Annotated in this window: 24 protein-coding genes and 1 tRNA gene; 14 read left to right on the top strand and 11 right to left on the bottom strand. The window is 56.0% G+C overall.

Going from position 1 to position 23,566, the window contains the following annotated elements:
• Positions 1-22 precede the first annotated feature (22 nt).
• On the top strand, positions 23-1,030 hold the full coding sequence (locus C7H08_RS15620) for an NAD-dependent epimerase (protein ID WP_106673158.1): 1,008 nt from the start codon (positions 23-25) through the stop codon (positions 1,028-1,030).
• A gap of 70 nt (positions 1,031-1,100) precedes the next feature.
• Here the strand turns inward: C7H08_RS15620 and C7H08_RS15615 are convergent, their stop codons facing one another.
• Together C7H08_RS15615 and C7H08_RS15610 are read right to left on the bottom strand one after the other, a co-directional pair.
• Positions 1,101-1,892, bottom strand: a complete 792-nt coding sequence (locus tag C7H08_RS15615; protein ID WP_106673157.1) for an RluA family pseudouridine synthase — start codon at positions 1,890-1,892, stop codon at positions 1,101-1,103.
• A 151-nt stretch (positions 1,893-2,043) separates the two neighbouring features.
• Positions 2,044-4,320 (bottom strand): TonB-dependent receptor domain-containing protein, encoded by a 2,277-nt coding sequence (locus C7H08_RS15610; protein ID WP_106673156.1) that lies wholly within the window; start codon positions 4,318-4,320, stop codon positions 2,044-2,046.
• A 149-nt stretch (positions 4,321-4,469) separates the two neighbouring features.
• Between C7H08_RS15610 and C7H08_RS15605 the strand changes: the two genes are divergently transcribed.
• From C7H08_RS15605 to C7H08_RS18205, 9 genes are all read left to right on the top strand, one after another.
• Complete coding sequence (locus C7H08_RS15605; RefSeq protein WP_106673155.1) at positions 4,470-4,661, top strand: hypothetical protein; 192 nt, start codon at positions 4,470-4,472, stop codon at positions 4,659-4,661.
• An 82-nt stretch (positions 4,662-4,743) separates the two neighbouring features.
• On the top strand, positions 4,744-4,917 hold the full coding sequence (locus C7H08_RS15600) for a DUF2897 family protein (protein WP_106673154.1): 174 nt from the start codon (positions 4,744-4,746) through the stop codon (positions 4,915-4,917).
• Between the two features lie 371 nt (positions 4,918-5,288).
• Positions 5,289-6,716 carry an integrase family protein gene (locus tag C7H08_RS15590; protein WP_106673153.1) on the top strand — a complete coding sequence of 476 codons (1,428 nt, stop codon included), beginning with the start codon at positions 5,289-5,291 and terminating at the stop codon, positions 6,714-6,716.
• Positions 6,717-6,903: 187 nt separating this feature from the next.
• Positions 6,904-7,221 carry a helix-turn-helix transcriptional regulator gene (locus C7H08_RS18570; protein ID WP_373284923.1) on the top strand — a complete coding sequence of 106 codons (318 nt, stop codon included), beginning with the start codon at positions 6,904-6,906 and terminating at the stop codon, positions 7,219-7,221.
• A gap of 1 nt (position 7,222) precedes the next feature.
• Positions 7,223-7,429 (top strand): hypothetical protein, encoded by a 207-nt coding sequence (locus tag C7H08_RS15580; protein WP_106673152.1) that lies wholly within the window; start codon positions 7,223-7,225, stop codon positions 7,427-7,429.
• Entirely contained in the window at positions 7,426-7,749 is a 324-nt protein-coding gene (locus C7H08_RS15575; protein ID WP_106673151.1) for a helix-turn-helix domain-containing protein, read from the top strand. The genes C7H08_RS15580 and C7H08_RS15575 overlap by 4 nt, the downstream gene beginning before the upstream one ends.
• Positions 7,746-10,136, top strand: a complete 2,391-nt coding sequence (locus C7H08_RS15570) for a VapE domain-containing protein (RefSeq protein WP_106673150.1) — start codon at positions 7,746-7,748, stop codon at positions 10,134-10,136. The genes C7H08_RS15575 and C7H08_RS15570 overlap by 4 nt, the downstream gene beginning before the upstream one ends.
• Positions 10,137-10,769: 633 nt before the next feature.
• Complete coding sequence (locus C7H08_RS15565; RefSeq protein WP_106673149.1) at positions 10,770-11,288, top strand: hypothetical protein; 519 nt, start codon at positions 10,770-10,772, stop codon at positions 11,286-11,288.
• 3 nt (positions 11,289-11,291) lie between these two features.
• Positions 11,292-11,438 (top strand): hypothetical protein, encoded by a 147-nt coding sequence (locus C7H08_RS18205; protein WP_165793974.1) that lies wholly within the window; start codon positions 11,292-11,294, stop codon positions 11,436-11,438.
• Positions 11,439-11,800: 362 nt separating this feature from the next.
• Here the strand turns inward: C7H08_RS18205 and C7H08_RS15555 are convergent, their stop codons facing one another.
• From C7H08_RS15555 to C7H08_RS15525, 7 genes are all read right to left on the bottom strand, one after another.
• Entirely contained in the window at positions 11,801-12,124 is a 324-nt protein-coding gene (locus C7H08_RS15555; protein WP_106673147.1) for a hypothetical protein, read from the bottom strand.
• 274 nt (positions 12,125-12,398) lie between these two features.
• Positions 12,399-12,475 (bottom strand) — tRNA-Val (locus tag C7H08_RS15550).
• 53 nt (positions 12,476-12,528) lie between these two features.
• Positions 12,529-13,479 carry a DMT family transporter gene (locus tag C7H08_RS15545; RefSeq protein WP_106673146.1) on the bottom strand — a complete coding sequence of 317 codons (951 nt, stop codon included), beginning with the start codon at positions 13,477-13,479 and terminating at the stop codon, positions 12,529-12,531.
• 152 nt (positions 13,480-13,631) lie between these two features.
• Positions 13,632-14,720, bottom strand: a complete 1,089-nt coding sequence (locus C7H08_RS15540) for a hypothetical protein (protein WP_106673145.1) — start codon at positions 14,718-14,720, stop codon at positions 13,632-13,634.
• A gap of 35 nt (positions 14,721-14,755) precedes the next feature.
• Positions 14,756-15,829: a hypothetical protein gene (locus C7H08_RS15535; RefSeq protein WP_106673144.1), complete on the bottom strand. Its 1,074-nt coding sequence runs from the start codon at positions 15,827-15,829 to the stop codon at positions 14,756-14,758.
• A 134-nt stretch (positions 15,830-15,963) separates the two neighbouring features.
• Positions 15,964-16,566 (bottom strand): YceI family protein, encoded by a 603-nt coding sequence (locus C7H08_RS15530; protein WP_106673143.1) that lies wholly within the window; start codon positions 16,564-16,566, stop codon positions 15,964-15,966.
• Positions 16,556-17,290 (bottom strand): CDP-alcohol phosphatidyltransferase family protein, encoded by a 735-nt coding sequence (locus C7H08_RS15525; RefSeq protein WP_106673142.1) that lies wholly within the window; start codon positions 17,288-17,290, stop codon positions 16,556-16,558. The genes C7H08_RS15530 and C7H08_RS15525 overlap by 11 nt, the downstream gene beginning before the upstream one ends.
• Positions 17,291-17,401: 111 nt before the next feature.
• On the opposite strand from C7H08_RS15525, the gene C7H08_RS15520 reads away from it, so the two are divergent.
• Genes C7H08_RS15520 through C7H08_RS15505 form a run of 4 tightly spaced genes read left to right on the top strand, consistent with a single transcriptional unit; the run spans position 17,402 to position 21,671 of the window.
• A complete protein-coding gene (locus C7H08_RS15520) occupies positions 17,402-18,376 on the top strand; it encodes a zinc-dependent alcohol dehydrogenase (RefSeq protein ID WP_106673141.1) in 975 nt (324 codons plus the stop codon).
• A 13-nt stretch (positions 18,377-18,389) separates the two neighbouring features.
• Positions 18,390-18,788 (top strand): 6-pyruvoyl trahydropterin synthase family protein, encoded by a 399-nt coding sequence (locus tag C7H08_RS15515; protein ID WP_106673140.1) that lies wholly within the window; start codon positions 18,390-18,392, stop codon positions 18,786-18,788.
• A complete protein-coding gene (locus C7H08_RS15510) occupies positions 18,775-20,709 on the top strand; it encodes a glycosyltransferase family 4 protein (protein WP_106673139.1) in 1,935 nt (644 codons plus the stop codon). Before C7H08_RS15515 ends, C7H08_RS15510 begins: the two co-directional genes overlap by 14 nt.
• Complete coding sequence (locus tag C7H08_RS15505) at positions 20,706-21,671, top strand: lysylphosphatidylglycerol synthase transmembrane domain-containing protein (protein ID WP_165793973.1); 966 nt, start codon at positions 20,706-20,708, stop codon at positions 21,669-21,671. Before C7H08_RS15510 ends, C7H08_RS15505 begins: the two co-directional genes overlap by 4 nt.
• Here C7H08_RS15505 and C7H08_RS15500 read toward each other — a convergent pair.
• The gene (locus C7H08_RS15500; protein WP_106673138.1) at positions 21,648-22,541 is read right to left on the bottom strand and encodes a RibD family protein; all 894 of its coding nucleotides are present in this window, start codon (positions 22,539-22,541) and stop codon (positions 21,648-21,650) included. The two genes, C7H08_RS15505 and C7H08_RS15500, sit on opposite strands and share 24 nt — an antisense overlap.
• Positions 22,542-22,556: 15 nt before the next feature.
• Positions 22,557-23,393 carry a UTP--glucose-1-phosphate uridylyltransferase GalU gene (gene galU / locus C7H08_RS15495; RefSeq protein ID WP_106673137.1) on the bottom strand — a complete coding sequence of 279 codons (837 nt, stop codon included), beginning with the start codon at positions 23,391-23,393 and terminating at the stop codon, positions 22,557-22,559.
• Positions 23,394-23,566: the final 173 nt, after the last annotated feature.

Genomic DNA, 23,566 nt, shown 5'->3' with positions numbered 1-23,566 from the left:
CATTGAACGGGGAGACGGACTCTTGAAAATCCTGGTTACCGGTACCGCCGGTTTTATCGGTTCACACCTGGCTCACCGCCTGCTCGACCGTGGTGACGAAGTTATCGGTGTCGACAACGTTAACGACTACTACGACGTTAACCTGAAAGAGGCACGCCTGGCCCGGTTGTTGAGCAAGCCCGGCTTTACCGAAGTACGCAAGGATGTGGCCGACCGGGAGGTGATGGAGGCGCTGTTCCGCGAGCACAAGCCGGAGCGGGTGGTGCATCTGGCCGCGCAGGCCGGTGTCCGTTATTCCCTGGAAAACCCGCACGCCTACGTGGACGCCAACCTGGTCGGCTTCATGAACATTCTTGAGGGCTGCAGACACAACGACGTCAAACACCTGGTATACGCCTCCAGCAGCTCAGTATATGGCGCCAACGAATCCATGCCGTTCTCGGTGCATGACAACGTGGACCACCCTCTGAGCTTGTATGCGGCCTCCAAGAAAGCCAACGAGCTGATGGCGCACACCTACAGCCATCTGTACAACCTGCCAACCACCGGCTTGCGGTTTTTCACCGTGTATGGCCCCTGGGGTCGGCCGGATATGGCGCTGTTTATCTTCACCAAGAAGATTCTCGCGGGTGAGCCGATTGATGTGTTCAACCACGGCCATCACAAACGGGATTTCACCTACGTTGACGACATCGTAGAGGGCGTTATTCGCACCCTGGACAACGTGGCTCAGCCCAATGCGGACTGGAGCGGCGCTCAGCCAGACCCCAGTACCAGCAAAGGACCATACCGGCTCTACAACATCGGCAGTAACAATCCGGTGGAGTTGTCCCGCTTTATCGAGATTATCGAAGAGCGAGTGGGTAAAAAAGCGGAGAAAAACCTGCTGCCGCTCCAGCCCGGCGACGTGCCAGCGACCTACGCCAATGTCGATGATCTGATCAGCGATGTCGGCTACAAACCGTCTACGCCAGTAGAAGAAGGCATTGCCCGGTTTGTGGACTGGTATCGGGATTTCTACAACGTGTAATCAACGTGTGGATACGTGAATGAAAAAGGCCAGCTTGAAAGCTGGCCTTTTTGCTGGGGGCAGCCAAACGTCATTTCAGAGCGAATGACTGGGGGGTTTGGCTCAGGGGGCATGTGAACTCAAGCAGAACGGCCTCAAGCTGAAGTCCATCCGGATGACCGGAGCCATAAAGCCGGTCACCAACAATCGCATGGCCAATGCCGGCAAGATGACGCCGGATCTGATGCTTGCGCCCGGTTTCGATGACCACCTTTACCTGCGTCGTATTTGTGTCCTCGTTCAGTGTCAGGGTCGTTACCCTGCTGACCGATTCCTTACCATCCAGCGGCGCATCAATCACCCGGTCTGTTGCCTCCAGCTTACCGGTGACCGTCGCCTGATAGATCTTGGTTACTGTTCGGCCCGAAAACAGCTGAGACAGGGCGCCCGCTGCCTTGGCATCATGAGCGATCAGCATTAGCCCCGCCGCATCGGCGTCCAGACGGTGCACCAGAAAGCAGGGCGTGTTGAGCGCCACTTCCGCCAGCCTCAGCAAACTGCAGTGATCCCCCCACTGCGACCCCTGCGCCAGCAAGCCGTGCGGCTTGAACCACACGCTGTAGCGGCCGTTGTTGTTCAGCAGTGAGGGTTGCTCCGGTGTGCGAGAGAGCACCTGGTCGTCGTAGAACAGCTGAATCCGGCTGCCCGCCCTGAGTTCCCGTTTGGCCTTGCGCAACCGTACCACCTTACCTTTTTGGGTCCACCAGCAGGCGCCCTTGGCCATCGCATCCTTGATCCGTTGTTTGGGCAGGTCAGAAGCCTGTGCCAATGCATCCACGGCAGTTTGAGTTGAAGCAACGGTGATATCAATCTGTGTGCGCATCGGTGTCCTGGCTGGGAAGTAATCATCGGGCTTATCAAGGCGTGGGGCAATGGTACGAAGCAGCGAAGCCCGGGACAAGCCATTTCGACCGAGGTAGGGGAAAGGGCCACCGGCAGGAGTTGCCCGGTGGCCCCGAAACGGACAGCGCTGATCAGAAACTCAGGGTAGCCGACAGCCAGTAGTTTCTGGCTTTTGCTTTGACGTTGTAGTCGTCAATGTAATTCGGCTCGTAAGTCACGCCACCGTCTTCGGTGGTGTAGACGGTTTCATAGCTGGTGAAATCTTCATCCAGCAGGTTGTTTACCCTGGCTGTCAGCGTCAGGAACTCATTGACGGCATACTGCGCGCCCAAGTGCAGGATGGTGTAGTCCTTGTAGAATTCCGGGTAGTCAATGCTGTTGTCCCAGCCCCGGGGCGTGCTGGTGTTGCGTTTTGAGCGGAATTCGGAGGTCAGATAGGTATTGAAGGCCGGTGTTACCTGCCAATCCAGGGTGGCGTTGGCCATGTGTTTGGCGGTGCCAGCCAATGGTGCGCCTTTGTTGTCGCCACTTTTTATCTCGGCATCGGTGTAGGTGTAGTTGGCCCGGATAGAAAGTGAGTCGAGTATCCAGTACCGGCCGGCGAATTCCAGGCCATTGATCTCCGCTTTGTCGACATTGACCAGCTGGCTGAAGGTTTGGCCATCGCCCAGCAGCTGGTTCCATTCCGGCGCCAGGTTGGCGCAGTCGCCCGGTGTTGCGTTGGCATCGTCACAATGCAGAATGCTTCCGCCGCTTTCTATTTTGTCTCTGAACTGATTTGAGAACACCGTCAGGTTGGCGTTGTGCCCTTCGGGGTGACGATAGTAAACCGCGATTTCACTGTTTACGCTGGTTTCGGGTTCAAGATCCGGCGTACCCACAAATGGCAATGTGCCCTGGCGGCCAAATCCTGTAATGCCCGGGTAGAGGTCGCTGGCTTTGGGGGCTTTGTAGCCAGTGCTTACACCACCCTTAACCGACCATTCCGGGGTCACGTCCCAGTTACCGTAGAGTCTCGGGCTGACATGGCCATCGAAGATGTTGTGGTGGTCGTAACGAACGCCGCCGGTCAGCGTGAACTGCCGGGTGATTTCCCAGTTATCTTCCATGAACGCTGCCCACTGCCGGTGCGGTTGGGTCTTGCCATCACTGAAGCCGCTGCCGGTCATGCCGAACGCGCCGTCTTCCATCTCGGCATCGACATATTCGGCACCGTACACCAGAAGATGGTCACCGACGAGGGAGTCGAACTTGGCGTTCAGCGTGGTCTGGCGGGTTTCCAGTACGCGTTCAGGTCGGGGCAGGAACGCCGCTTCGATATCTGCATCGCTGGCGCCGTCATTATCTAGCTGCTGGTACTGCAGGCGCTCAAGTGCGGTCAGTGGCAGCGTGCGGCCGTCGTTGCTGGTGGTGATGTGATGCAGGAAAATATCGCTATTGGCGAAGCCCCACTGGCCGTGGTGGCGAATTGACGCCTGCTTTCGGGTGAACTCCTGTTCAAGCGCATAGCCGGCGTACGGCAGTCGACTGACACTGTCGGTCGTGCCGAGAGGGTTGTTGCCGTCGGCGGGTTCGTTGTCATAGGTTTGTCTGGAGGTCTCGTAATCCAGCGTCAGATCCTGATTATCGGTCATGCGATAGTCGAGTTTAATGCCAAGATTGACGTTTTCGTTATCGACCGTCCGGCCTCCGCTGCCGAAACCAAGCTCCCGCGGAACCGGGTTGCCATTGGGATCAATACCCGGTTCGTACTGTGGCTGGGAGGCATCGCGATTATACAGGCTGCCGCGCACGCCAAGGCCTAGGCGGTTTTTGATCAACGGACCGGTTACCGTGAACTCGGTGGTGTCATCGTTGCCGAAGTCGTCATTGGATTCGTGAGTGCGGCTGTGAGACAACGACCCGGCCCAGGTGTCACCGATTTTTTTGGTGATGATGTTGATGACACCACCCAGTGCGTCGGCCCCGTAAAGGGTAGATGCAGGGCCCCGGATGATTTCGATGCGCTCAATCATCTCCTTTGGCGGGATGTGGTTGAACTGGTTGCCGCCGAAGTTGTTCGGATAGATATCGCCAATGTTGTTTTGGCGCTTGCCATCAATCAGAATCAGCGTGTAGTCCGCACCCATACCGCGAATACTGATTCCGCCCTGGCCAGTTTTGTCAGTGGTTTCGCCAACATCCACACCCTCAACATCCCGAACCGCGTCGAGCAGGGTGGCATAGGGCTTCTTGTCCAGATCCTCTTTGCGGATGACCGTAATGGACGCTGGCGCATCGGTCAGCTTTTGCTCCACCCCGGACGCACTGACAACGAGTTCCTCAAGTTCATGCACGGTCTGCGCCTGGCCAGATAGCGCAAAGCCTGAAAGCGCCAGGACGAGTGAGGTTTTTGAAAGTCTGGTCACGTAGTTCTTCCTTTTGAAACATGGGTCTTTGTGTATTTCCTGCAGGTTGGGCGGTCAAAGCCTAAGTGAAATTAACGTAATACACAACAAGAATGATTCGCATTCGCTATGAAAAGTGTAAGTAACTGCAATTGAAGGAGGGCTTGTTTATGGCTAGTCTTGCCCAGCTCAACGATTTGAAAGCTGAGCAACCATCGGCCATGCCGGATAGCTTTCGAAGCTGGCTGGCGCTGGAACGCGGGGTGTACCACGGCGCCGGCGGCGGCGAAGTAGAGTGGAGTGAGGCGGAACTTTATGTGGCGTTGCCCAGGCCATGCGGAAAGGCCTGGTGTTCTGCCTGACCGGGCTGATCCGGCCAGCGTGAGTTACTGGTATCGGCAACTGGGTGTACACTGAAACTGCACTCAGAAAAGGAGCCTCGATATGCCGTTAATTGGATGGCTGTTTATTTTTGCCGCGTTTGCCCTGGTGATTGGCAGTCTCTTGTTTCTGAGAGACAGCGCCGATATGAAAATTCCCAAAGACAAGCTGGAAAAGATCCGGAAACGAAAGGCCGAGCTTGAGAAAGAAGAGAAAGAAAACAAAGAAGATTGGTAGCCAGCACAGCGGATTTTTGGGCGCAAGAAAGTATCGAGGCATAAAAAAAGCCAGTCTTACGCATGCTGTAAGTAACTGACTTTCTTTACGAGAGTGGTAGGACCAGGCAGATTTGAACTGCCGACCTCTGCCATGTCAAAGTAGAAAAATGCCTTTTCGTATGTACCTGAAAGTAATGGCAAATACCGCTTAAACCACTGTTTTAATGTACTTTTACCCCTTGCCTGTTCGTTTCAGTCTGTCCTTTACGTTCCAGCTTATTTCCGTATACTTGCTGTAAATGCGTGCTGTAAATGCGTGCTGTAAATTTGATTCGCCTGCTGTAAATCGACTTTCAGCCTGCTGTAAATTTGAAATAGGGAGTCTTGAGCATGGCCGGGAAAATAACCCAAACGTCGATTACTGACGCGCGCATGAAATCGCATTTAACGGATGATCGCGTGCCGCTCCGATCGGAGTTGTCGTGCGAAAAAATACACGGCCTGTTTCTGATGAAGGGTAAAACCGGCGGGACCTGGTATTTCCGATACTGGGATTCCAGCGGTAAAAAGCAGGTCTATAAGATCGGCAATATCAAAACGGCCAAGCTGTCGCAGGCTGGTGACGATCCGCGCAATTTAGCCAGACTCGAAGCTGTCAGTCGTGCCATAAAAATTCGCGCGCAGATTGAAGATGGAATTTATCCGCACACAGTCAAAGAGGAAAAGAAGCAGGCGGCCAGACGCAAGGATGAAGAATTAAAGCAGTCTGCCGAGTCTACTCTCGGCAAGTATCTGGACGGTCCATTTACAGCCGCTCAGAAGCGCAAGAAAGGCGAGGGTAGAGGAACCATAAACATCATACGCTCTAACTTTGAAAAGCTACTGGATCGCCCTCTGGACAGCATAAAGGCGGGTGACATTCGAGAGTGGCAGAACAGCCGTGAAGAAGAGGGCCGCGCGTATTCGACCATAAAACGAGCCTTTGGCGCGCTCCGCACTTTGATGAACTGTGCAGTGGCCGATGGTGTGATTGATGCGCCGCCTTTTGATGCCAAGGCACTGCAACACCAGCGCGCAGAGGACAAGGCCGCAGAGATTGCGCGTCGAGACGAGGATGCCAGGAAAAAGCGCCGTATGCTTACAGAGGGCGAAACCGAAGCCCTATGGCGCGGGCTGACCATGTATGACAAGGACCGCCGCATAAAACGAGAGAACAGCCGCAATCATGGCAAGGGCTATTTATCCACCTTCGACGGTGTGCGGTTTGTAGACTGGTTTGAGCCTGCTGTCCTGCTGGCGTACTACACCGGCATGAGGCCAGGTGATCTATATGCACTCCGGTGGCCAAACGTGATTTTTGCGGACGTTGGTGATTCACGGCTCCGGTTTTTGCCAGAAAAAACCCAGCACCACCCCGACCCGGCACAAGTTGATATCATGCTGCACCCCGACGCAGAGGAAACCTTGCGCGCATGGTGGGAGCAACAGGGCAAGCCAGACTCCGGTTATGTGTTTACAGAAAGGGCAGGGCAGCGGCTCGGCAGACAGGCCCATGACGGGAAGTGGACAAAGGTTAAGACGTTTGGCGGTATGCCGGACGAGCTAGAGTTTTACTGTTTTCGGCACAACTTTATCAGCACACTGTTAGACCGTGGGCAGTCTATGAAATTGATCGCTGAGGCCGTTGGTCATAAGTCGACCGCTATGATTGAGCGCAACTATGGCCACGTTCTGCCCGCGCGAAAAGACGAAGCGATTATGCTGATGGGTAGCAGGAAAAAATCAGTAGAAAAAGATAGCGATAGAAAATCACTATAACTAGAGTCGCAGTGATAAATTTAAAGTTATGATCCGGGCCTGAGGCTCTATGTAACCCTGCGGTATACTAACGTTGTTCCTGAAATGAATAAGGAATAGCACCGGGCGACAAGGTGTACCACCACCCTGAAACCCGGATTTTTTAGACTACGCCGGGGCTAACCGTACATAGACTGTTGCAGGTTCCATGTTACGGATAGCGGATGAGAAACTGAAAGAATTTCGAGTTATGAAAAATCAGTTTCTTATAGCCAACCCGGCGACACTCTTTGGAGTTATCGCCATGACCGCACAAACCGCAACGGCTAAGAGCCGCCCTGTAGTTCAATCTGATCTAGTGACCCGCAAAGTTGGGGCTGAATACTTGGGCGTATCAGAGACAACCTTCTGGCGTCTTGCTGAGTTCGACCCTACTTTCCCACCGAAGATACGCCTATCTCCGCGCCGTGTCGCGTGGCGCCTAAAAAATCTGGAAAGTTGGCTCTCCAGCAGGGAGGGCGCATAACATGAACCGCACTCCCGGAAACTTCAACGACCATAGCACCGGACGCGCGTATATCGCCCTATCCGAAGCCGCCCGCCGCCTAGACCGGCACCACTTGAGCCTGTACGACGAGATAAAACTCTGCGGAATACCCTTAATCACTATATCCGGCTGCCAATGTATTGCCGTTGATGATCTGCTCAGGCTGAAAAGCGAGGTGGCACAATGAAAGATGCCCCGACCGTTTCCAGCCAGAGCACAAAAAATAATCAACTTGAGCAAGTGCATTATAACACCGAAGGCACCAACGTGTTGCCCTTATCCGCAGCCGCGCAACGCGCCCGGATTCTGGATTACCTGCAAAACCATCGTGCGCTGACAACGTTGCAAGCGCGTCACTTGCTGAATGTTATGCACCCTGCCGCCCGTGTCATGGAACTGCGTGATGGTGGGTACAAGATCATCACCAAGTGGCGCAAAGATGCCGACTCAGAGGGCCGGTTACATCGTGTCGCTGAATACGTGCTGTTTGCAGGGGGTGAGGTATGACCCAGGCATTCAATGCAGATATTGAACTGGCGGAACACTTCTTGACTCTGTTGGATGAGGAAGCGGAAGCCTTCACGTTCCAGACTTTTGCCGATAGCCCAGAAGCCAAAGAGAATCAGGGCAACTACGCCCGCGTTTTTAACGGCACCCTAGAGGCTCATGCTGATGAGCTGGCGCGCCTGAATGCCATGGGCGCGGGTGTGTTCGTGACGATCAACAGAACGGATCTGAAAGGCCGCAAGGAGGGCAACATTCAGGCCGTGCGGTCTGTGTTTGCAGATACCGATGGTGCGCCACTTGATCCTATAACTAAGTGCGTACTTGAGCCGCACTTTATTGTGGAAAGCAGCCCCGGCAACTGGCACACGTACTGGCTGACCGATGACCTGCCCCTGATGGATTTTGAAGGCGTGCAGCGCCGGATAGCGGACAACTTCAACACCGATGGCAGTGTTAACGATCTGTCCCGCGTGTTGCGCCTGCCTGGTTTCTATCATCGGAAAGCAGAGCCGTTCATGGTGAAAATTATCCACGAGAACGGCGGTTTGCCATACTCGGCTGAAAAGATCGTCAACACCTTTCCGCCCTTGGTTAAGGAAGGCACCAACCGCAGTCAACGCCAGCTCGAAATTGCCAGAGATGACAAGATCCTGACGGCGCTTAACGAGGTCAAGTTGATACGCAGCAAGCGCCAGGACGGCGGCTTTAATATCGCCTGCCCGTTTGAGGACGAGCACACCGGCGGCTCCAACGAAACCGAAGCAGTTTATTGGCCTGCCTTCACCGGCGGATTCAAAACGCCTTCAATCAAGTGTATGCACTCGCATTGTGCCGACCGGCGGTTAGTCGATTACGTGGAAAAGCTGGATCTGTGCTCGGATATTGCACCACTGACGTTTGACGATTTGTTGCAGAGCGCCCGCGAGATGACCCCAGAGACGCCACCGGATCAAATAGAGTCATTGGCACGGCAGACCGCCCCGCTCGGAAATATCGAGTGTGAGAAGGTTCTGAAAGCCTTGCGAAAGAGCACCGACACTAACATTACGAACCTTCGGGATCTGGTCAAACAGGAGAACCGCCAAAAACGAAAGCAGATGGTAATTGGATCATCCACCGGCCCGCAGCCGATGATGCCAGAGCTGTTCCCTGACATTGCCTTCAATGACGAAACCGGCGCTTTGAAGGTGGTGGCCACCCTGCCTAATATCGCGGCCCTGCTGGATCACTACGGGATCAAGGTTAGCTACGACGTTATCAGCAAGAAAACGCAGGTGGTCGTGCCTGGCATGAAAGGATCACCCGATAATGCCGACAATTCAGCTCTTACACGGGCAATCAGCCTGGCCAAGCTGAACGAGATCCCTTCTGAGATGGTGCCCGCCTATGTGGAAGCCATAGCCGATGAGCGGCAGGTAAACCCCGTGGCGGATTGGATATTCAGCCGCCCGTGGGATGGCGTAGACCGCCTGCCTGCACTGTGCCAGACCCTTGAGCTTGCGCCGGACTACCCCGAACAGCTCAGGGACACCCTTGTAACCCGGTGGCTGATTAGCGCCGTGGCTGCTGCTCTCAAGCCTATTGGCTTCAAGGCCCGTGGCGTATTGACGATGCAAGGCCCGCAGTCCATCGGCAAAACAAGTTGGTTGCAGTCGTTAGTGCCTGATCTGCACTTGCGGGAACGCTTGGTTAAAACGGATCACCTGCTAGACCCCAACAACAAGGACAGTGTATTGGGCGCGGTATCGCACTGGCTGGTGGAGCTGGGAGAGCTTGACGGCAGTTTCCGAAAGGCTGACGTATCGCGGATAAAGGGCTTTATCACGGCGGATATGGACAAGATCAGACGACCATACGCCCGCCTTGAGGCTGAATATCAGCGCCGCACAGTGTTTTTTGCCAGCGTGAACGATGCGCAGTTTTTGGTGGATGAAACCGGCAACACTCGGTTCTGGACTGTGGCGGTTAAGCGCGTCAACTACAGTCACAACATTGATATGCAACAGCTATGGGCACAACTAGCCGTCGCTTATCAGACTGGTGAACAGTGGTGGCTGACCCCAGACGAGGAAGCCCAGGTTGAACGGATCAACAAAGGGCATCGTGTGGCCAGTCCGGTCAGGGAGTTGATCGTTACGCGCCTTAACTTTGAGGCACCTCAACAGCGGTGGCAGAAGATGAGCGCCACGGATCTGCTGATTTCCCTTGGCTTTGATCGACCAACGCAAGCGCAAACGAGGGAGGCGGGAGGTGCATTACGGGATCTGTTCGGGGAACCGGTTAGCAGACCCAAAAACGTAAGACACTGGTTAGTGCCCCCTAAAACGATGTTAGGTGAAGGCTGTGATGATGGCGAGGGTTATGCAGTGGACTGGGTAACCCCGTAACTAACCCGTTGGGTAACCCGTGCTCAGGCCATGGGGCGCAAGGGATTGCGCTTAATGGGTTACCATGGGTTACCCTATTTCTACACAAAAAGGAAAGGGTATAAATGTATGGTTAAGAGATGAAGCCTTTACGTGTATATGTTTTTACGCGGGGGGTATATGTTCGAAAACTGGGTAACCCTGGGTAACCTACTAACCCTTTTCGCTGCTTCCGCCCACCTCAACGGCTAAAACCATTCTCCTTACATGCACCTCGACAGATAGCCGCGAATCCCTGCACTCAAAACCCCAGTACCCTCTGAAAGCACGCCAGAACTAAAGCGATCTACCCTAACAGGGCAGAACTAGCGGCCTGTAAGCCAATGTTTTTTAGGGTTTGCGTTTCAGGCCGTTGCTGTAGATTGCCAATTTTACAGCAATAACCCGTAAAATAGAGGCCATATACAAGCCAGTTACAGGCCATATATGCGCATCTCTGACCATAAATATCTAGCTCCCATATCGTGTGTAAGATTCCGAGCTTTTTCAGCCTGACCCGGCCAGCAAATAACCGCCATAAATGCGCCATGAACAACCCTGCTGGCGTCCTGACAAAATTTCCCGTCTATAAAACTGAAAAGAGGCAAACAGACCATGACCGAACTTGAAAAACTGAAAGCAGAGATTGGGCAGTTATCGCCCATGAGCGACGAGGCGATTCAGGAGCTTGTCGACAATGGCGAAGATGCCGAGCGGCTAATTGAAAAGGAAGAGCAAAACGCCGCCCGTCGCCGCGTTCTGCAATTCAAGGCAAACGCGCTTGAGAAAAAACTGGCGGAAGAAAACCGGAAAGCCGCCGGTAAAGAGCTAAAGGCCATTGATGCAAAGCTGGACGCCACAACAGACGAAGCCCGCGCCGCAATGGCGGATGCTTGGCAGGCTGTGAAAGCTTTTCAGGGAGCTATGCAGCGTTTTCAGACATTGGGCGACACCTACACCGCACACGCCAACGAGGCCGCCTTAATGGGGCAACAGGCAGGGATAGCGAGGGGCGATAGCCCGCGTGGTTTGTTCGCTTCCGTGAACAGCATGGAGCGTTCGATAGTCGAAAGCCTGGAAGCCTACAGGCGCCCAAAACCATTTAACCATCTGATGATCGAAAGCGAGGAATAAGCAATGAAACAGAATCTTCAGGAGTTCGTCAGGCAAGTCGTGGAGCCGTTGACAGGGCGGGATCAGGCCAAGCGGCAAAGAGAGGAACACGAGGAAGAAATCAGGAAGGCCAAGGAAGCGGCAGACAAATCAGACCCCGCTCAGGCGTAACCATTTCGCACCCTTGGGGCGGTTGTCAGATCAACCGGCTGCCCCTTGTGGGGCGGATCTATTCGCGGGGGATTGGATGGAAGCAGACCAGCTAGACGCCATTGAATACGGCAGTGATGCAGGACTGGCAGAGCGCCGCCTATGGGGGGCTGTTTTGGCTCTTTTGATTCAAGACGGCCAACGCTATTGGCAAGGCAAGCAACAAGACACCGAAGCGGAACAGGCTTTTGATGACATTTGCCGATGCGGGCCAATGCTTAGGCACTGCTGCCGGTGGCTGGACACTGACCCGGAGATTTTGAGTAGAGGCTTTATTCGGTGGTGCGAGGATATGGCCTGAACCTGGCGGACTCTTATGACTTTCAGTTGCCGCCCGGAACGTAGCAAAGAGCAAAGTATATATTGTTCGCTTTTGCTTTCACCCGCCATGTTGGCACGCGTTCAAGAAGGACGTGATTGGTGCTGGCAATGATTTGTGACGAGTGGTCGTAATAGTCACAGTTCACCCAGTATTTAAGGGGGACACTATTGTGAACTCGAAGTGTAACGTAAGTGTCTCGTTTATTGCTGGCCGCTTCCACACGGATGATGTCAGTAGATCGAATTTTGTGCATCGAATCACCAGCGAGGGCATTACCACCAGCGCCGCAGATCGCAAGAAATCCAATAATAAACCAACGACTCATCCCGTTTTCCCTTTCGCATTAGTTTCAGAAAGAATAGCACCTATCTAGGCTGGCTACATTCCGATCAATCTATCGAGGCGGGGGGAGGGTCTCGGCTGATGTGGTGTCAGTCTCTCCTGACAGTCCCACCATTTCCGGCAGGTGGCGCAACCGCTTGGCAGTCCTTGCGAGCGGCTCTGACTGCTGTAAACCTGCTGTAAAATCTTCAATTCTATTTTCGGGCATAAAAAAAGCCACTTGCGAGGCCGCTAAGTGACTGTTTTGGTTGCAAAAATGGTAGGACCAGGCAGATTTGAACTGCCGACCTCTGCCATGTCAAGGCAGCGCTCTAACCAACTGAGCTATGGTCCTGTCTCGCAACGGGGTCGAAATATACGGATTTCAGCCCCGGCGGTCAACCTCTTTCAAACAGATTTTCTCGTTTTCATAAAGCCTTTGATGGCGCGGGTCAGCGCGTTCCAGCGGTTAACCAGCAGTGCAGTGAAAATCAGGCCGCAACCGGCCAGCTGCAGGGCCGACATGGTTTCGCCAAACCAACCGACAGCAAACAGCGCCACCCAGACCGGCTCAAGCACCAGAATCACCACGCCATGGCTTTGCGCCGACAGACTCTGGGCGTAGGTCTGCAACAGAAATCGCCCGGCGGTGCCGATTACGGCGCTGGCCAGAATCCACACGAACAGGATGGGTGGTGGATTACTGAGTGTCTGGGCCCAGGATTCACTGATTGCGGATTCGGCCAGTGTCACCATGCCAACGGTAAGCAAGGCAAGCGCTGTCAGTGGCAAGGCCGGTACCTTCTTTTTCTCAAAGATTTCCCCCTGTTTACTGGTCACAGTCCGTTGATTGGCGGCCCGGGTGTTCAGGGTGAAGTACAGGGCAAAAATAAAGGCGGCAGCGACAAAGTAGAGTTGCCCCGGGTCTGGACGAAAGCCGTTTTCCAGTGATAGCAAGGCAAGACCCGCCACCGCAATGGGGATCGCCAGCCAGGTACTTAGTGGCTGAGCTTCACCAAACACCAGCCGGGCAATAATGGGTACGATGACGACACCCAGGCTGGTCAGAAAAGCACCTTCGCCCATGCTGTCACCGTGGTACAACCCTAGTATCCAGCAGCTCATGGCAATGCCGAACACCAGGCCGACACCGACACTTCTTTTGATCTGGTCACGATTCAACCGGCGCAGTGCGGGCAGGGCAATCAGTGCCAGTAAGCCCCCGGCAACCAGGAACCGCGCGGCCATGAACATCAGCGGCGGCATCAACAGCACGGCTTCTTTTGAGAACATCCAACTGATGGCGGCCAGCAAGGTAACCACCACAAGCAGCAGATCGGATTTATGAGCGTCAGACATCAGTGAACCGGCCCCGGTAAGGCAGAGTGATTGGCAATGATGGGTCAATCTATAGTTTGCGAACTAAAAAAGAAAGCAGCGAAAACCGAGAGGACAAGGCAAGAGCTGAAAGCAGTGGTGGGCTCATCCCTGAGCCAGTCAAATAACCGGACTCAGTTGTTGAACGTGGTGTAGATAAGGTTTGACATGCTGGTCTGGTTAGATCCAGGCACCTCGACATACTGGGCACCAGAACCCCACAGCTGCCACCAGGCCCGCTGATTGTAGGTGCGGCTGGCAAAGTTGACTTGAAGCCCGTTGAGTACGGTGTTGTTCACCACAGGCACGGACGTGTTGCCGGTCTGGGTATCTTTGACGGCAAAGTGGTTGGCGCCTTCACTCATCAGCACCGGGTAGTGGTTGTAGTAGAGGCCGGAAGGACCGCTCTGACCGGTGACTTTACCGTCCAGGCCGATGGTGCCTGAGCAGGAGTCGATGCCATTGGCGGTGGTTGCGCCACAGGCTGAGTGCGTAGGCACAACACCGTCATCGGTGCCGGCAATGAATGGCTTGGTAATGCCACCGAAGGAGGAGCCGCCACCAACAAAGCGCAGCCGCGGGACCGCGTTCGGGCCAGTGGACAGGTTCCGCGCATTATTGGTTTGCAGGTCGTTGACCACGCCCAGATTGTCTGGCTGCGGATCAATACCGGTGAAGGCACGAACCGCCTGTTTGACAGGCCAGTTATACCAGCTGTTGTTGTAGGCAATACTGACTGCCAGGTTGGCCAGTTCAGTACCGCCGCCAGCACCGGCCAGGTCCATGACCGCCAGGATTTTCAGCGGTTGCAGACCTTCAGACTGCAGCCAGCGGGCCTGGTTTTCAAGCAGGTGCCGAGTGACCAGGTCACCGGTTGAGTGAGCGACCACGATACAGTAATCGTTACACAGGCCTTGCTGGCTGATTTGCCGTACTTGTTGGTACGCCTGCTGGGCAATCTGGCCTTCAACGCGGCCGTCGCTGCCCCAATCTATGCGCGCTTCGGCCCGATTCAGCCAGTAGTCACGCCAGTAATCCTCACCAGCCTGCTTGACTGCCTGCAGGTTGGCGGGGGCTTCTGACAGGTTTTCCATCATAAACCCGTGCACCAGTATCACGTTGTGTCCGGCCAGCTGCGCTTGCGCGCTTGTGGCGAAAAAGCTTCCGGCCAGCGCTAGTGAGAGTGCCGTTCTATTCAGGCTTCTCTTGTTATTGTTGATCATCGTTTGCTCCGTTCTTCTGATTTTATTGTTGTCTATCAGAACTTGTCAGCCAGGCGCCGTAACAGCACTGCCCGTTGCTCTGATTCTGGATTCACGGCCGGCTCATCACGGAGTCTGTCGAGGCTCGGCGGTGAAAATTCATAGCCCTCTTCAGGGCCGAAAGCGTAGTAAGTGCGGTCACCCGGACCGGCAGGCATCTGGCGAATCTGCAGATGCCTCAGTTGCAACTGGCCTTCAATGTTGCGATTGGCCAGCACGCTGCCGTGAGCGCGGAGTTGCAATGTGCCGCTGCTGCCACTGAGGGATGCTTCGGCGCTCAGTTGAGCTATGGCTTGTTGGCCGTTGTACAGCTGGGCGGTTAACGCGTAATAGCCGGCATTCTCCGGATCAAATTTCACCGGAATTACCAGGTCATTACCGGAAAGATAAGGTGAATCAATGCCGCTGAAATCGCCAAGATCCGGCTCGATGGACAGGGACGACACATGCCGAACCGGCTGGCCATCCACCCGTGCCTCGACAATCAGCCGGTATTCTCCTGGTTCATGATCAGAGCTCAGGCTGCCTTGGTAATAACCTGTGTCTTCAGTGGCATCCAGCTGTGCTGAATCCGTCTGATCTCGTTCAGTCGCGGTTTCGAGGGTTGCCGACAGGGAGTCACCAAATACCTGGCGACCGCTGAGCGAGGCCACCACCAGAATGGGCTCGCCCTGGGTGAAACGGAATTTGTCGAGGGTGACCACAAAGTTGCCGTTATCACCCAGCGGCAGTTCAACGGGATGATAAAGGTTGCCCTGATAGGCTTGTGCCTGGGCGGCTGACAGCGGCACGGAGTAATCGGGGTAGCGGATGGACTGCTGGTATTCGTCGGCGACGCTGGCCAGCATGAACCCGAGCGCATCATCCGAGGGCTCTGAAGGTGTCTCTTCGTCGTCATTCGACCCGGGGGCGCGTGGGTCACTGATCATGCCGCTCACCGGTTGCTGAGGTGACGGGCCAGCTGGCACGAACCAGTCAAACTGGCCCTTATTGTCTGCAGATAGAAACCAGGTCGTGCCTGAAACACCGGCCATCAGTGCCGCTGTCGCCAACAGTGCCTTGTAAGGCATTCTGTATCACCCTGTTCTTGTTGTTGGGTTGTTTTTGGTTAATGAACAACCATAGCCGGAATTTGTCTAAACCGGCAAAATAGTTGTCCAACAATGCACCAGTTGTCTGCATTCGTGTGACTCGCGTCACACTTCTAGAGCCAGCCGGTGTCCTTGATGGCCTCAAAGCCGAAACGCAGTTTAACCTCGTCACCGACCAGATTCTGATCCAGTCCGTAGGTCATGCCCCAGTCACTGCGATTGATCACGGCAGACGCGCTGATGCCCAGAGTGTAGTTCTTATGGCCGATCGGGTAGTCTGCCGCCTTGTTGAGTACGACATCCACGTCGACGGGGTTAGTCTGCCCGAGCAGGGTCAGGTCACCGGTCACAATGCCAGTGTTATCGCCTGTGCGTTCAAAGCCGGTGACTACGAAGGTAATGTCTTTGTACTTGCCAGTGTCGAGGAAGTCCTTGTTTCTGAGGTGATCGTCTCGCTTATCGTGATTGCTGAATATGCTGTTGGCTTTGAACGCCAGCTGGCCGGCCGACAGGGCTCCGGTCTCTTCGTCATAGACGAATTCACCTTCAACTTCACGGAACATGCCCATCACCGGCGCGTAGCCAATGTGCATGATCTCAAAGCTCATGGAAAAGTGCTCATCGTCCACCTCAAAGGTGGCGGGTTCGGCCAGTAGCAACGGCGAGGTCGCGAGCAACATGGCGGCGGCCGTGGTCTTGATGAAATCAGTGTTCATGATGCATTCTCCTAATGAAGAGCCAGCGGACATCCAGATGAAATGACCAGGCCAGAAGCAGCAGCGCAATGGCCAGAGTAACGCTGGCAAAAACGGGGGGGATCGGGGGCACAACGGCCACCATCAGGGTAACCACCTGCCACACGCAAACGGTCTTGCGCCGGAAACTCTCTGGCAGTGCCTGGTTAAGCCATTCGAAATAGCAGCTGGCGGCCACATACAGATAACGCATCAGCCCCAGCACCAGCACCCACACACCGGCCTTGTCGAGCGCAAACACCGCCAGGCAAAGGCCGAGAATAAACAGTGCGTCCAGTTCCATATCGAAACGGGCACCAAAATCACTGTGGCTGTTGGTGGCTCGGGCTACCTTGCCATCGGCTCCGTCGAGGATCAGTGCGAGCAGGCAGGCGACTGCGTAGAACCACAAGCCAGCGGGGCCTGACAACGACAGAAAAGGCGCCCAGGCCACCAGAGGAAGAACCAATACCGAACGCAGAAGCGTGGTGCGATTGGCCCAGCCAAAGGACTGCTTTGCAGGCCATCGCGCCAGGATGAAGCCACTCTGAAGCAGAAACAGTAACCCGGTTGCGATCAGAAAAGTGCCCGGCAGATTGAACCAGTGATCCATGGTCAGCAGGGTGAAAGCCAGCAAGATTCCGGCCCAGCCAAGCTCCTTGGCGGTTGAGGGAATCTGATTTGAAGCCGGCTGAATCGAATCCATATCTTAGCGCTTCCGTATAGCCTGTTTGATGCGTCATTGTTGCCCCATTATGCAACTATAGTTTGGGGAAAGTGTTTTTGCTTACGGAGCCAATCAGCGAATGGACTGTTTATGACTTTATCAGCCAATCGGGCATTCTGGATGACCGGCCCCGGCCAGTGCGAACTCAGGCCTGCGACCTTGGGCACGGACATGGATGGGCCAACGGTCACGGTGCGCTCTTTGTATTCCGGTGTCAGCCGCGGTACCGAGTCACTGGTGTTTAATAACCGGGTGCCGCCCGGCGAATTTCAACGCATGCGGGCACCCTGGCAGGAAGGCAGCTTTCCGTATCCGGTCAAGTACGGTTACGCCAACGTTGGCGAGGTAACCGATGGCCCCGGGCATTTGCTGGGGCAACGGGTGTTCTGCCTGTATCCCCATCAGCAGCAGTATCGGGTACCCGCCGGCGCGGTGACGGTGTTGCCAGAGCTGGTGCCGCCTGAGCGTGCCATTCTTGCGGCCAATATGGAAACTGCGATTAACGGGTTGTGGGATGCTCAGCCGGCGATCGGGGACCGTGTTGCCGTCGTCGGTCTGGGGGTGGTCGGACTTCTGGTTGCCTGGCTGGTGCGCCAGATTCCGGGTGTGGAATTGCGGGCGATTGATACCAACCCGGCCCGGCAACCGGTCGCCGAATCGTTGGGATTGGCGTTTTCGACAGAGGCGGATGCCAAAGACTGTGACCTGGTGATTCATGCCTCTGGCCACAGCGATGGCCTCGCATCTGCCCTGGCCATGGCCGGGCAGGAAGCCCGCATCGTTGAGCTCAGCTGGTATGGAGACACCCCCGTGAGTGTGCCGTTGGGACACGCTTTCCACCCCAATCGCCTCGAGCTGAAATCCAGCCAGGTGGGGCAGATCCCCCCGGCCAGGCAGCCGCGTTGGAGCTACCAAAGGCGTCTGGCTCTGGCGTTGTCGTTATTGAGCGCTCCGGAACTTGATGGGTTGATCAGCGGTGAATGCCGGTTCGACCAGCTCCCGGAATATGCCAGCGGCTTGTTTTCACCGGGTGCCGACGCGCTCTGCCACCGAATCATTTACTGACAAAGGAACACCTATGTACAGCCTGACCGTTCGTGATCACATGATGATTGCCCACAGCTTCAACGGCGAACTTTTTGGCCCGGCTCAAGGGCTCCACGGGGCCACCTATGTGGTGGATGTGACCTTCGAGCGTCCTGTTCTTGATGCTGACGATCTGATTGTCGATATCGGCCTGGCCTCTGACGTGCTCAAAGCCGTGCTGGCCGAATTCAATATGAAAAACCTGGACGATCTGCCCCAGTTCAAGGGCCACAACACCACCACCGAATTCATGGCCAAGGCGGTTTTCGATCGTATGGCTGCGGCGGTTAAGGACGGCCGCCTGGGTGAAGAGGGTAGAGGTATCGCCAGCCTGAAAGTAACCTTGGGCGAATCGCATGTGGCCTGGGCCAGTTACCATGCCGGAATCTGAACTCTGGTTTGCGGTGCCCGGTGATCCGGAGCAGAACACCGGTGGCTATCGCTACGTTCGCCGCTTGGTGCAGGCCCTGAGGAACATCGGGGTTGAGGCCCGGGTTGAGGGGCTGGCCGGGCGCTACCCCAGGCCTGACCGGGCGGCCGAAAACGCCATGCACGGCTTTCTTGCCGGCTTGCCGGATGGCGCGCCTGTTATTCTGGATGGGCTGGCGATGGGCGCAATGCCAGAAGTGTTGCAGCGCCATCGGAAGCGCCTGCAGTTGATGGCGCTGGTGCACCACCCACTGGCCGATGAGAGCGGGTTGGATGAAGGTCAGCAAGCCTGGTTCAGACAAACCGAAACCCGGGCTCTTGCCCAGGTGGGCCAGGTGTTCACCACCAGTGCCTACACTGCAGCTCGCGTTCAGCAGCTTTATAACGTGTCGGCCTCCCGAATTGTGACGGCGGAACCGGCCGTGGATGACGTGTTCTTCTCGGCAAGCCAAGCGGCCCTTGTTGAGGATGACCGGCAGCCGCCAAAGCTGTTGTGTGTAGGCCATCTATCCGCTCGCAAGGCCCAGCATCAGTTGGTAGAGGCTTTGCAGACGCTGGCGGACCTGCCTTGGCAGTGCACGTTGGTGGGCTCATGCGATCGCGACCCGGGGTATGCTGAAACGGTGAGCAAAGCAATCTCGGAAAGGGGACTGGCAGAGCGGATTGAGTTGCGCGGCGAGCTTGATGAACAGAGCCTCGCGGTGGCCTACGGCAATGCCGATCTGTTTGTGTTTCCCTCCCTCTATGAAGGTTACGGCATGGTGATTGACGAGTCGCTGGCAGCGGGTTTGCCGGTACTGTCGTCAGATGGCGGGGCGCTGGCACTTACTACTCGAAAGCCGGGGGCTTGCACGTACCGGGCCGGGCAGGTTCCCGAACTGGCTGACCGACTTCGGTCACTTCTGACCAATGCTGAAGAGCTGGGACGGTTGACGGGGCAAGCCAGAGACTCCCGGAATGCTATTCGTAGATGGTCCGACACAGCCCGGGATTTTCTGAAGGGCCTGGCGCGAGACGATCATAACGATCCTGCCCGCTTTTCTGGGCAATGGCTTGAGGCCCGGGAGCCGGCTGACCATGTCGCCAGAAGCGAAGCGCTGACCGACGCACTTGCACAGTGGCTGATGAGCCGGTATGACAACAGGTCTTTAAAGGAGGGCTCTGCGCCGCCCATGCAGCTTGTCGATATCGGTACGGGCCGTGGGTCGAATCCGGCGTTTCTGGTTCCGCGTTTGCCGGTGCCTCAGCAATGGACGCTGGTGGAGCCGGATCAGGGGCTTTTAAAGGCGGCCGTTGGCCGGGTAGAAGCGCTGGATGCGCCCGCAGAGTCATTTGATATTGAGCTGACGGAGGGCAATCTTGATTCGGTGCTGCCGGTCAATGCCGACCTGGTGACCGCCTCTGCGCTGATTGACCTGGTCTCCGAGCCCTGGCTGACGGCATTTGCTTCGGCCGTTGCCCGCCGGCGCGCAGCGGTATTAATAGTTCTCAGCTACAGCGGCCGGTTTGAGCTTACGCCGCGACACCCTTTGGATGCGCGGGTGCAGGCTCTGGTAAACCGACATCAACATGGCGATAAAGGCAGCGGCAGCGCCCTGGGGCCGGAGGCGACCGGGTTGCTGGGGCAGCGTCTGCAAGCGGCCGGGTATCAGGTCCAGCTGGCGAACAGCCCCTGGCGCCTCGGCGAAGACAGCCGAGATGCCGTATTGATCAATAGTTTGATGGCTGGCTGGGCACAAGCCGCCAGCGAGCAGGATGCCAGTGCCGCTGAGTTGATTGATTGCTGGCTGCAAGACAGGCAAGCTCAGCTGGCCAGGCAGGAGCTGACGGTTAAGGTGAATCATCTGGACCTGCTGGCACTGCCTGCAGCAGAGCGCAATTGATCATCCATCACCGGGCCTGGCCAAAGCTGCTGCTGCGTTGGCTGGCGACTTTTATCGTTCTGGGGTTGGTGTTCGCGTTTATCGATCTTTCCGCATTGGTGTCCAGGCTGGCCATCGTGCCGGTGTACTTCGTGGTGTTGGCGCTGGGCATCACGGTTGTGCAGGTCATTTTATCGGCCTGGCGCTGGCGATATACCGCCAGCCGACTGGGGGTCGGGATACCAATGCCGTTTGCGATTCGGGAATACTATCTGGCCAGCTTCCTGAACCAGGTGTTGCCCGGCGGGGTGATGGGCGATGTGAACCGCGCCTGGCGCCACAGCAAGATTCACACTGCGGGCAAGTCAGAACCCTCGGCGCGTCTGGCGGCGATTCATGCGGTGGCGCTCGAGCGATTGTCCGGGCAGCTGGTGCTCATTCTGGTGGTGTTGCTGGTGATGGCAGGCCTTTGGACAAGCGGCCAGTTTAACGTCCATGGCATGCCAGCGGAGCTTTCTCTCAGCGCCGGATACTGGCTGCTGGCGCCCTTGTTGTTGGGAAGTATCGGGTGGCTGCTGTTTGTTCGTGGCAAAGTTGCAACCATGGTGCGTTATGTCCGTCACTTGAGGGCGGACCTGTATCGGGCCTTTGCCGGCTGGAAGATTGCCGGGGTGCAGCTGGCAACGTCGCTTTCGGTTCTTGTCAGCTATCTATTTGTGTTCATGGTGATTGCTGCCGGTATGGGTTTGGCTGTGGATGTTGTATCGCTGGCACTGATCACGGCTCTGTGCCTGGTGCTGCTGCTGGCCATGGTGGTGCCCGTTACGGTGTCTGGCTGGGGGGTTCGCGAAGGGACAGCCGCGCTGCTGTGGCCGGCCGCCGGGTTACCGGCGGAGCAGGGCGTTGCCCTTAGTATCGGCTACGGCGCGCTGATTTTCCTGGGGAGTTTGCCCGGCGCGCTAATGTTGCTCCGAAAGTCCTGACCCCGGCACGGTTTCGTCGAATGCCAGATCAAACAGCATGTCACTGCCCAGGTTAATCAGTTGGGCGCGGGGGCGAAGGGCTTCGTCCAGTTGATCAATCTCAGGCAGTGAAAAGGCCGGGCGGCCACTGCCGATGATTATCGGCGCGACCATCACATGCAGGCGGTCCAGCAAACCGGCGTTCAGGAAGGACGACACAGTGACCCCGCCGCCTTCAATGAAAATCTTGTGTAGGCCGGCATCCCGTAACACTTGCAGAATAAGCTCTGGAGGCACTGGGGTGGGGCTGTCCGCCGCATCGCCAAGGCAGGGGATGATCGTGACCAGTCCGCGTTGCTCAGGCTTGTGTGCCGGATCATAGTCTCCGGCAACGAGGTGTATGGTTCTTGCCTCACCGTCGGTAAATAAATGATGGCTGGGGGGTACCCGCTGTTTGCGGTCGATCACTACCCGCACCGGATTGGCACCACTGGCCCGGCGCACCGTCAGGCGCGGGTTATCCGTTACTGCGGTACCTGCACCGACGACCACGGCATCACACAGAGCGCGAATGCGATGCAGGTGAGTAATGCCGTCGTCGCCATTGATAAAGCGGGAGCAGCCGGTAACGGTCGCAATCCGGCCATCAAGACTTTGACCAAGTTGGCCGATCACCCGGGTGCCAGAGGCGTTCTGAACGGGCTGACAAAGTGGCAGAAACAGCGAGAGCAAATTCCTGACCTCATCGGTTGCCTGATCAACCAGTTCCCAGCTTTGCCCATTGAGCCGGAGTGCAGGGTGGTCGCTGCCGGGCACCGGCAGCGTCACATTGCTTTGATTGATGGCACTGAGGATCAGTTGCCAGGTGTTGTCTGCGTTCAGAGTGGCCATAGCGGTCCTTAACCCTTACTTACCTTTCTTGTAGACATTCTCGTAAACGTAGTTGGTGGCTTCCACAAAGCCATCGATGCTGCCGCAATCAAAACGCCGGCCCTTGAATTTGTAAGCCAGTACGCACCCGTTCTTCGCCTGTTCCAGCAGCGCATCGGTAATCTGCACTTCGCCGTTCTTGCCAGGAGGCGTGCGCTCGATGATGTCGAAAATGTCTGGCGTCAGGATGTAACGGCCGATGATGGCCAGGTTGCTGGGCGCATCTTCCGGAGCCGGTTTTTCCACCATGTCGGTAATTCGGTAGAGGCCGTCTTTCATGGATTCACCCGCAATCACACCGTACTTGTGGGTCTCATCCTGGGGTACTTCTTCAATCGCTACAATCGAGCAGCGGAACTGGTTGTACAGCTTCACCATCTGGGCGAGCACCCCGTCGCCATCTTCCGGCCCAACGCAGAAGTCGTCCGCCAGTACCACCGCAAACGGGTTGTCACCCACCAGGTTGCGGCCGGTCAGGATGGCGTGGCCCAGGCCTTTCATTTCGTTTTGACGGGTAAAGGCAAAGGTATTGTTCATGATCAGATCACGAATAGACGTCAGCAGCCCTTCTTTTCCCGTGCCGGCAATCTGGTGCTCCAGTTCATAGCTGATGTCAAAGTGATCCTCGATCGCCCGCTTGCCCCGGCCCGTTACGAAACCGAATTCGTGAATGCCGGCATCGGCGGCTTCCTCGACACCGTACTGAACCAGTGGTTTGTTAACGATCGGCAAAATTTCTTTGGGCATGGCCTTGGTGGCCGGGAGAAAACGGGTGCCGTAGCCGGCAACAGGGAAGAGGCATTTCTTGATCATAACGCTTGTCCTTATATTCGCTTTGGCCACGGCCTGTTGTAAATCAGTCATCCTTGAGGGCTGACTCACGAAATATGCCAAGTGTAACCAAGTTGTTGGTCTAAATGGAGGCCTCGGTACTGAAATGTAGAGATTGGTAAAACACGGAACTATGTCACCTGCAACGTGGCCCG

It is taken from the genome of Marinobacter halophilus (assembly GCF_003007685.1).
In the GTDB taxonomy this organism is placed as follows: Bacteria; Pseudomonadota; Gammaproteobacteria; order Pseudomonadales; family Oleiphilaceae; genus Marinobacter; species Marinobacter halophilus.
The sequence above is the reverse complement of the archived record's forward strand: the minus strand, read 5'-3'. Positions and strand labels throughout refer to the sequence as shown.

Bases quoted from the DNA above. Each gene is read 5' to 3' on its own strand.
- C7H08_RS18205 (WP_165793974.1), top strand. From the start codon at position 11,292: ATGAAACAGAATCTTCAGGAGTTCGTCAGGCAAGTCGTGGAGCCGTTG.
- C7H08_RS15605 (WP_106673155.1), top strand. From the start codon at position 4,470: ATGGCTAGTCTTGCCCAGCTCAACGATTTGAAAGCTGAGCAACCATCG.
- C7H08_RS15555 (WP_106673147.1), bottom strand. From the start codon at position 12,124: ATGAGTCGTTGGTTTATTATTGGATTTCTTGCGATCTGCGGCGCTGGT.
- C7H08_RS15520 (WP_106673141.1), top strand. From the start codon at position 17,402: ATGACTTTATCAGCCAATCGGGCATTCTGGATGACCGGCCCCGGCCAG.
- C7H08_RS15525 (WP_106673142.1), bottom strand. From the start codon at position 17,290: ATGGATTCGATTCAGCCGGCTTCAAATCAGATTCCCTCAACCGCCAAG.
- C7H08_RS15615 (WP_106673157.1), bottom strand. From the start codon at position 1,892: ATGCGCACACAGATTGATATCACCGTTGCTTCAACTCAAACTGCCGTG.
- C7H08_RS15600 (WP_106673154.1), top strand. From the start codon at position 4,744: ATGCCGTTAATTGGATGGCTGTTTATTTTTGCCGCGTTTGCCCTGGTG.
- C7H08_RS15580 (WP_106673152.1), top strand. From the start codon at position 7,223: ATGAACCGCACTCCCGGAAACTTCAACGACCATAGCACCGGACGCGCG.
- C7H08_RS15570 (WP_106673150.1), top strand. From the start codon at position 7,746: ATGACCCAGGCATTCAATGCAGATATTGAACTGGCGGAACACTTCTTG.
- C7H08_RS15510 (WP_106673139.1), top strand. From the start codon at position 18,775: ATGCCGGAATCTGAACTCTGGTTTGCGGTGCCCGGTGATCCGGAGCAG.
- C7H08_RS15535 (WP_106673144.1), bottom strand. From the start codon at position 15,829: ATGCCTTACAAGGCACTGTTGGCGACAGCGGCACTGATGGCCGGTGTT.
- C7H08_RS15530 (WP_106673143.1), bottom strand. From the start codon at position 16,566: ATGAACACTGATTTCATCAAGACCACGGCCGCCGCCATGTTGCTCGCG.
- C7H08_RS18570 (WP_373284923.1), top strand. From the start codon at position 6,904: ATGTTACGGATAGCGGATGAGAAACTGAAAGAATTTCGAGTTATGAAA.
- C7H08_RS15590 (WP_106673153.1), top strand. From the start codon at position 5,289: ATGGCCGGGAAAATAACCCAAACGTCGATTACTGACGCGCGCATGAAA.
- C7H08_RS15515 (WP_106673140.1), top strand. From the start codon at position 18,390: ATGTACAGCCTGACCGTTCGTGATCACATGATGATTGCCCACAGCTTC.
- galU (WP_106673137.1), bottom strand. From the start codon at position 23,393: ATGATCAAGAAATGCCTCTTCCCTGTTGCCGGCTACGGCACCCGTTTT.
- C7H08_RS15575 (WP_106673151.1), top strand. From the start codon at position 7,426: ATGAAAGATGCCCCGACCGTTTCCAGCCAGAGCACAAAAAATAATCAA.
- C7H08_RS15545 (WP_106673146.1), bottom strand. From the start codon at position 13,479: ATGTCTGACGCTCATAAATCCGATCTGCTGCTTGTGGTGGTTACCTTG.
- C7H08_RS15500 (WP_106673138.1), bottom strand. From the start codon at position 22,541: ATGGCCACTCTGAACGCAGACAACACCTGGCAACTGATCCTCAGTGCC.
- C7H08_RS15540 (WP_106673145.1), bottom strand. From the start codon at position 14,720: ATGATCAACAATAACAAGAGAAGCCTGAATAGAACGGCACTCTCACTA.
- C7H08_RS15565 (WP_106673149.1), top strand. From the start codon at position 10,770: ATGACCGAACTTGAAAAACTGAAAGCAGAGATTGGGCAGTTATCGCCC.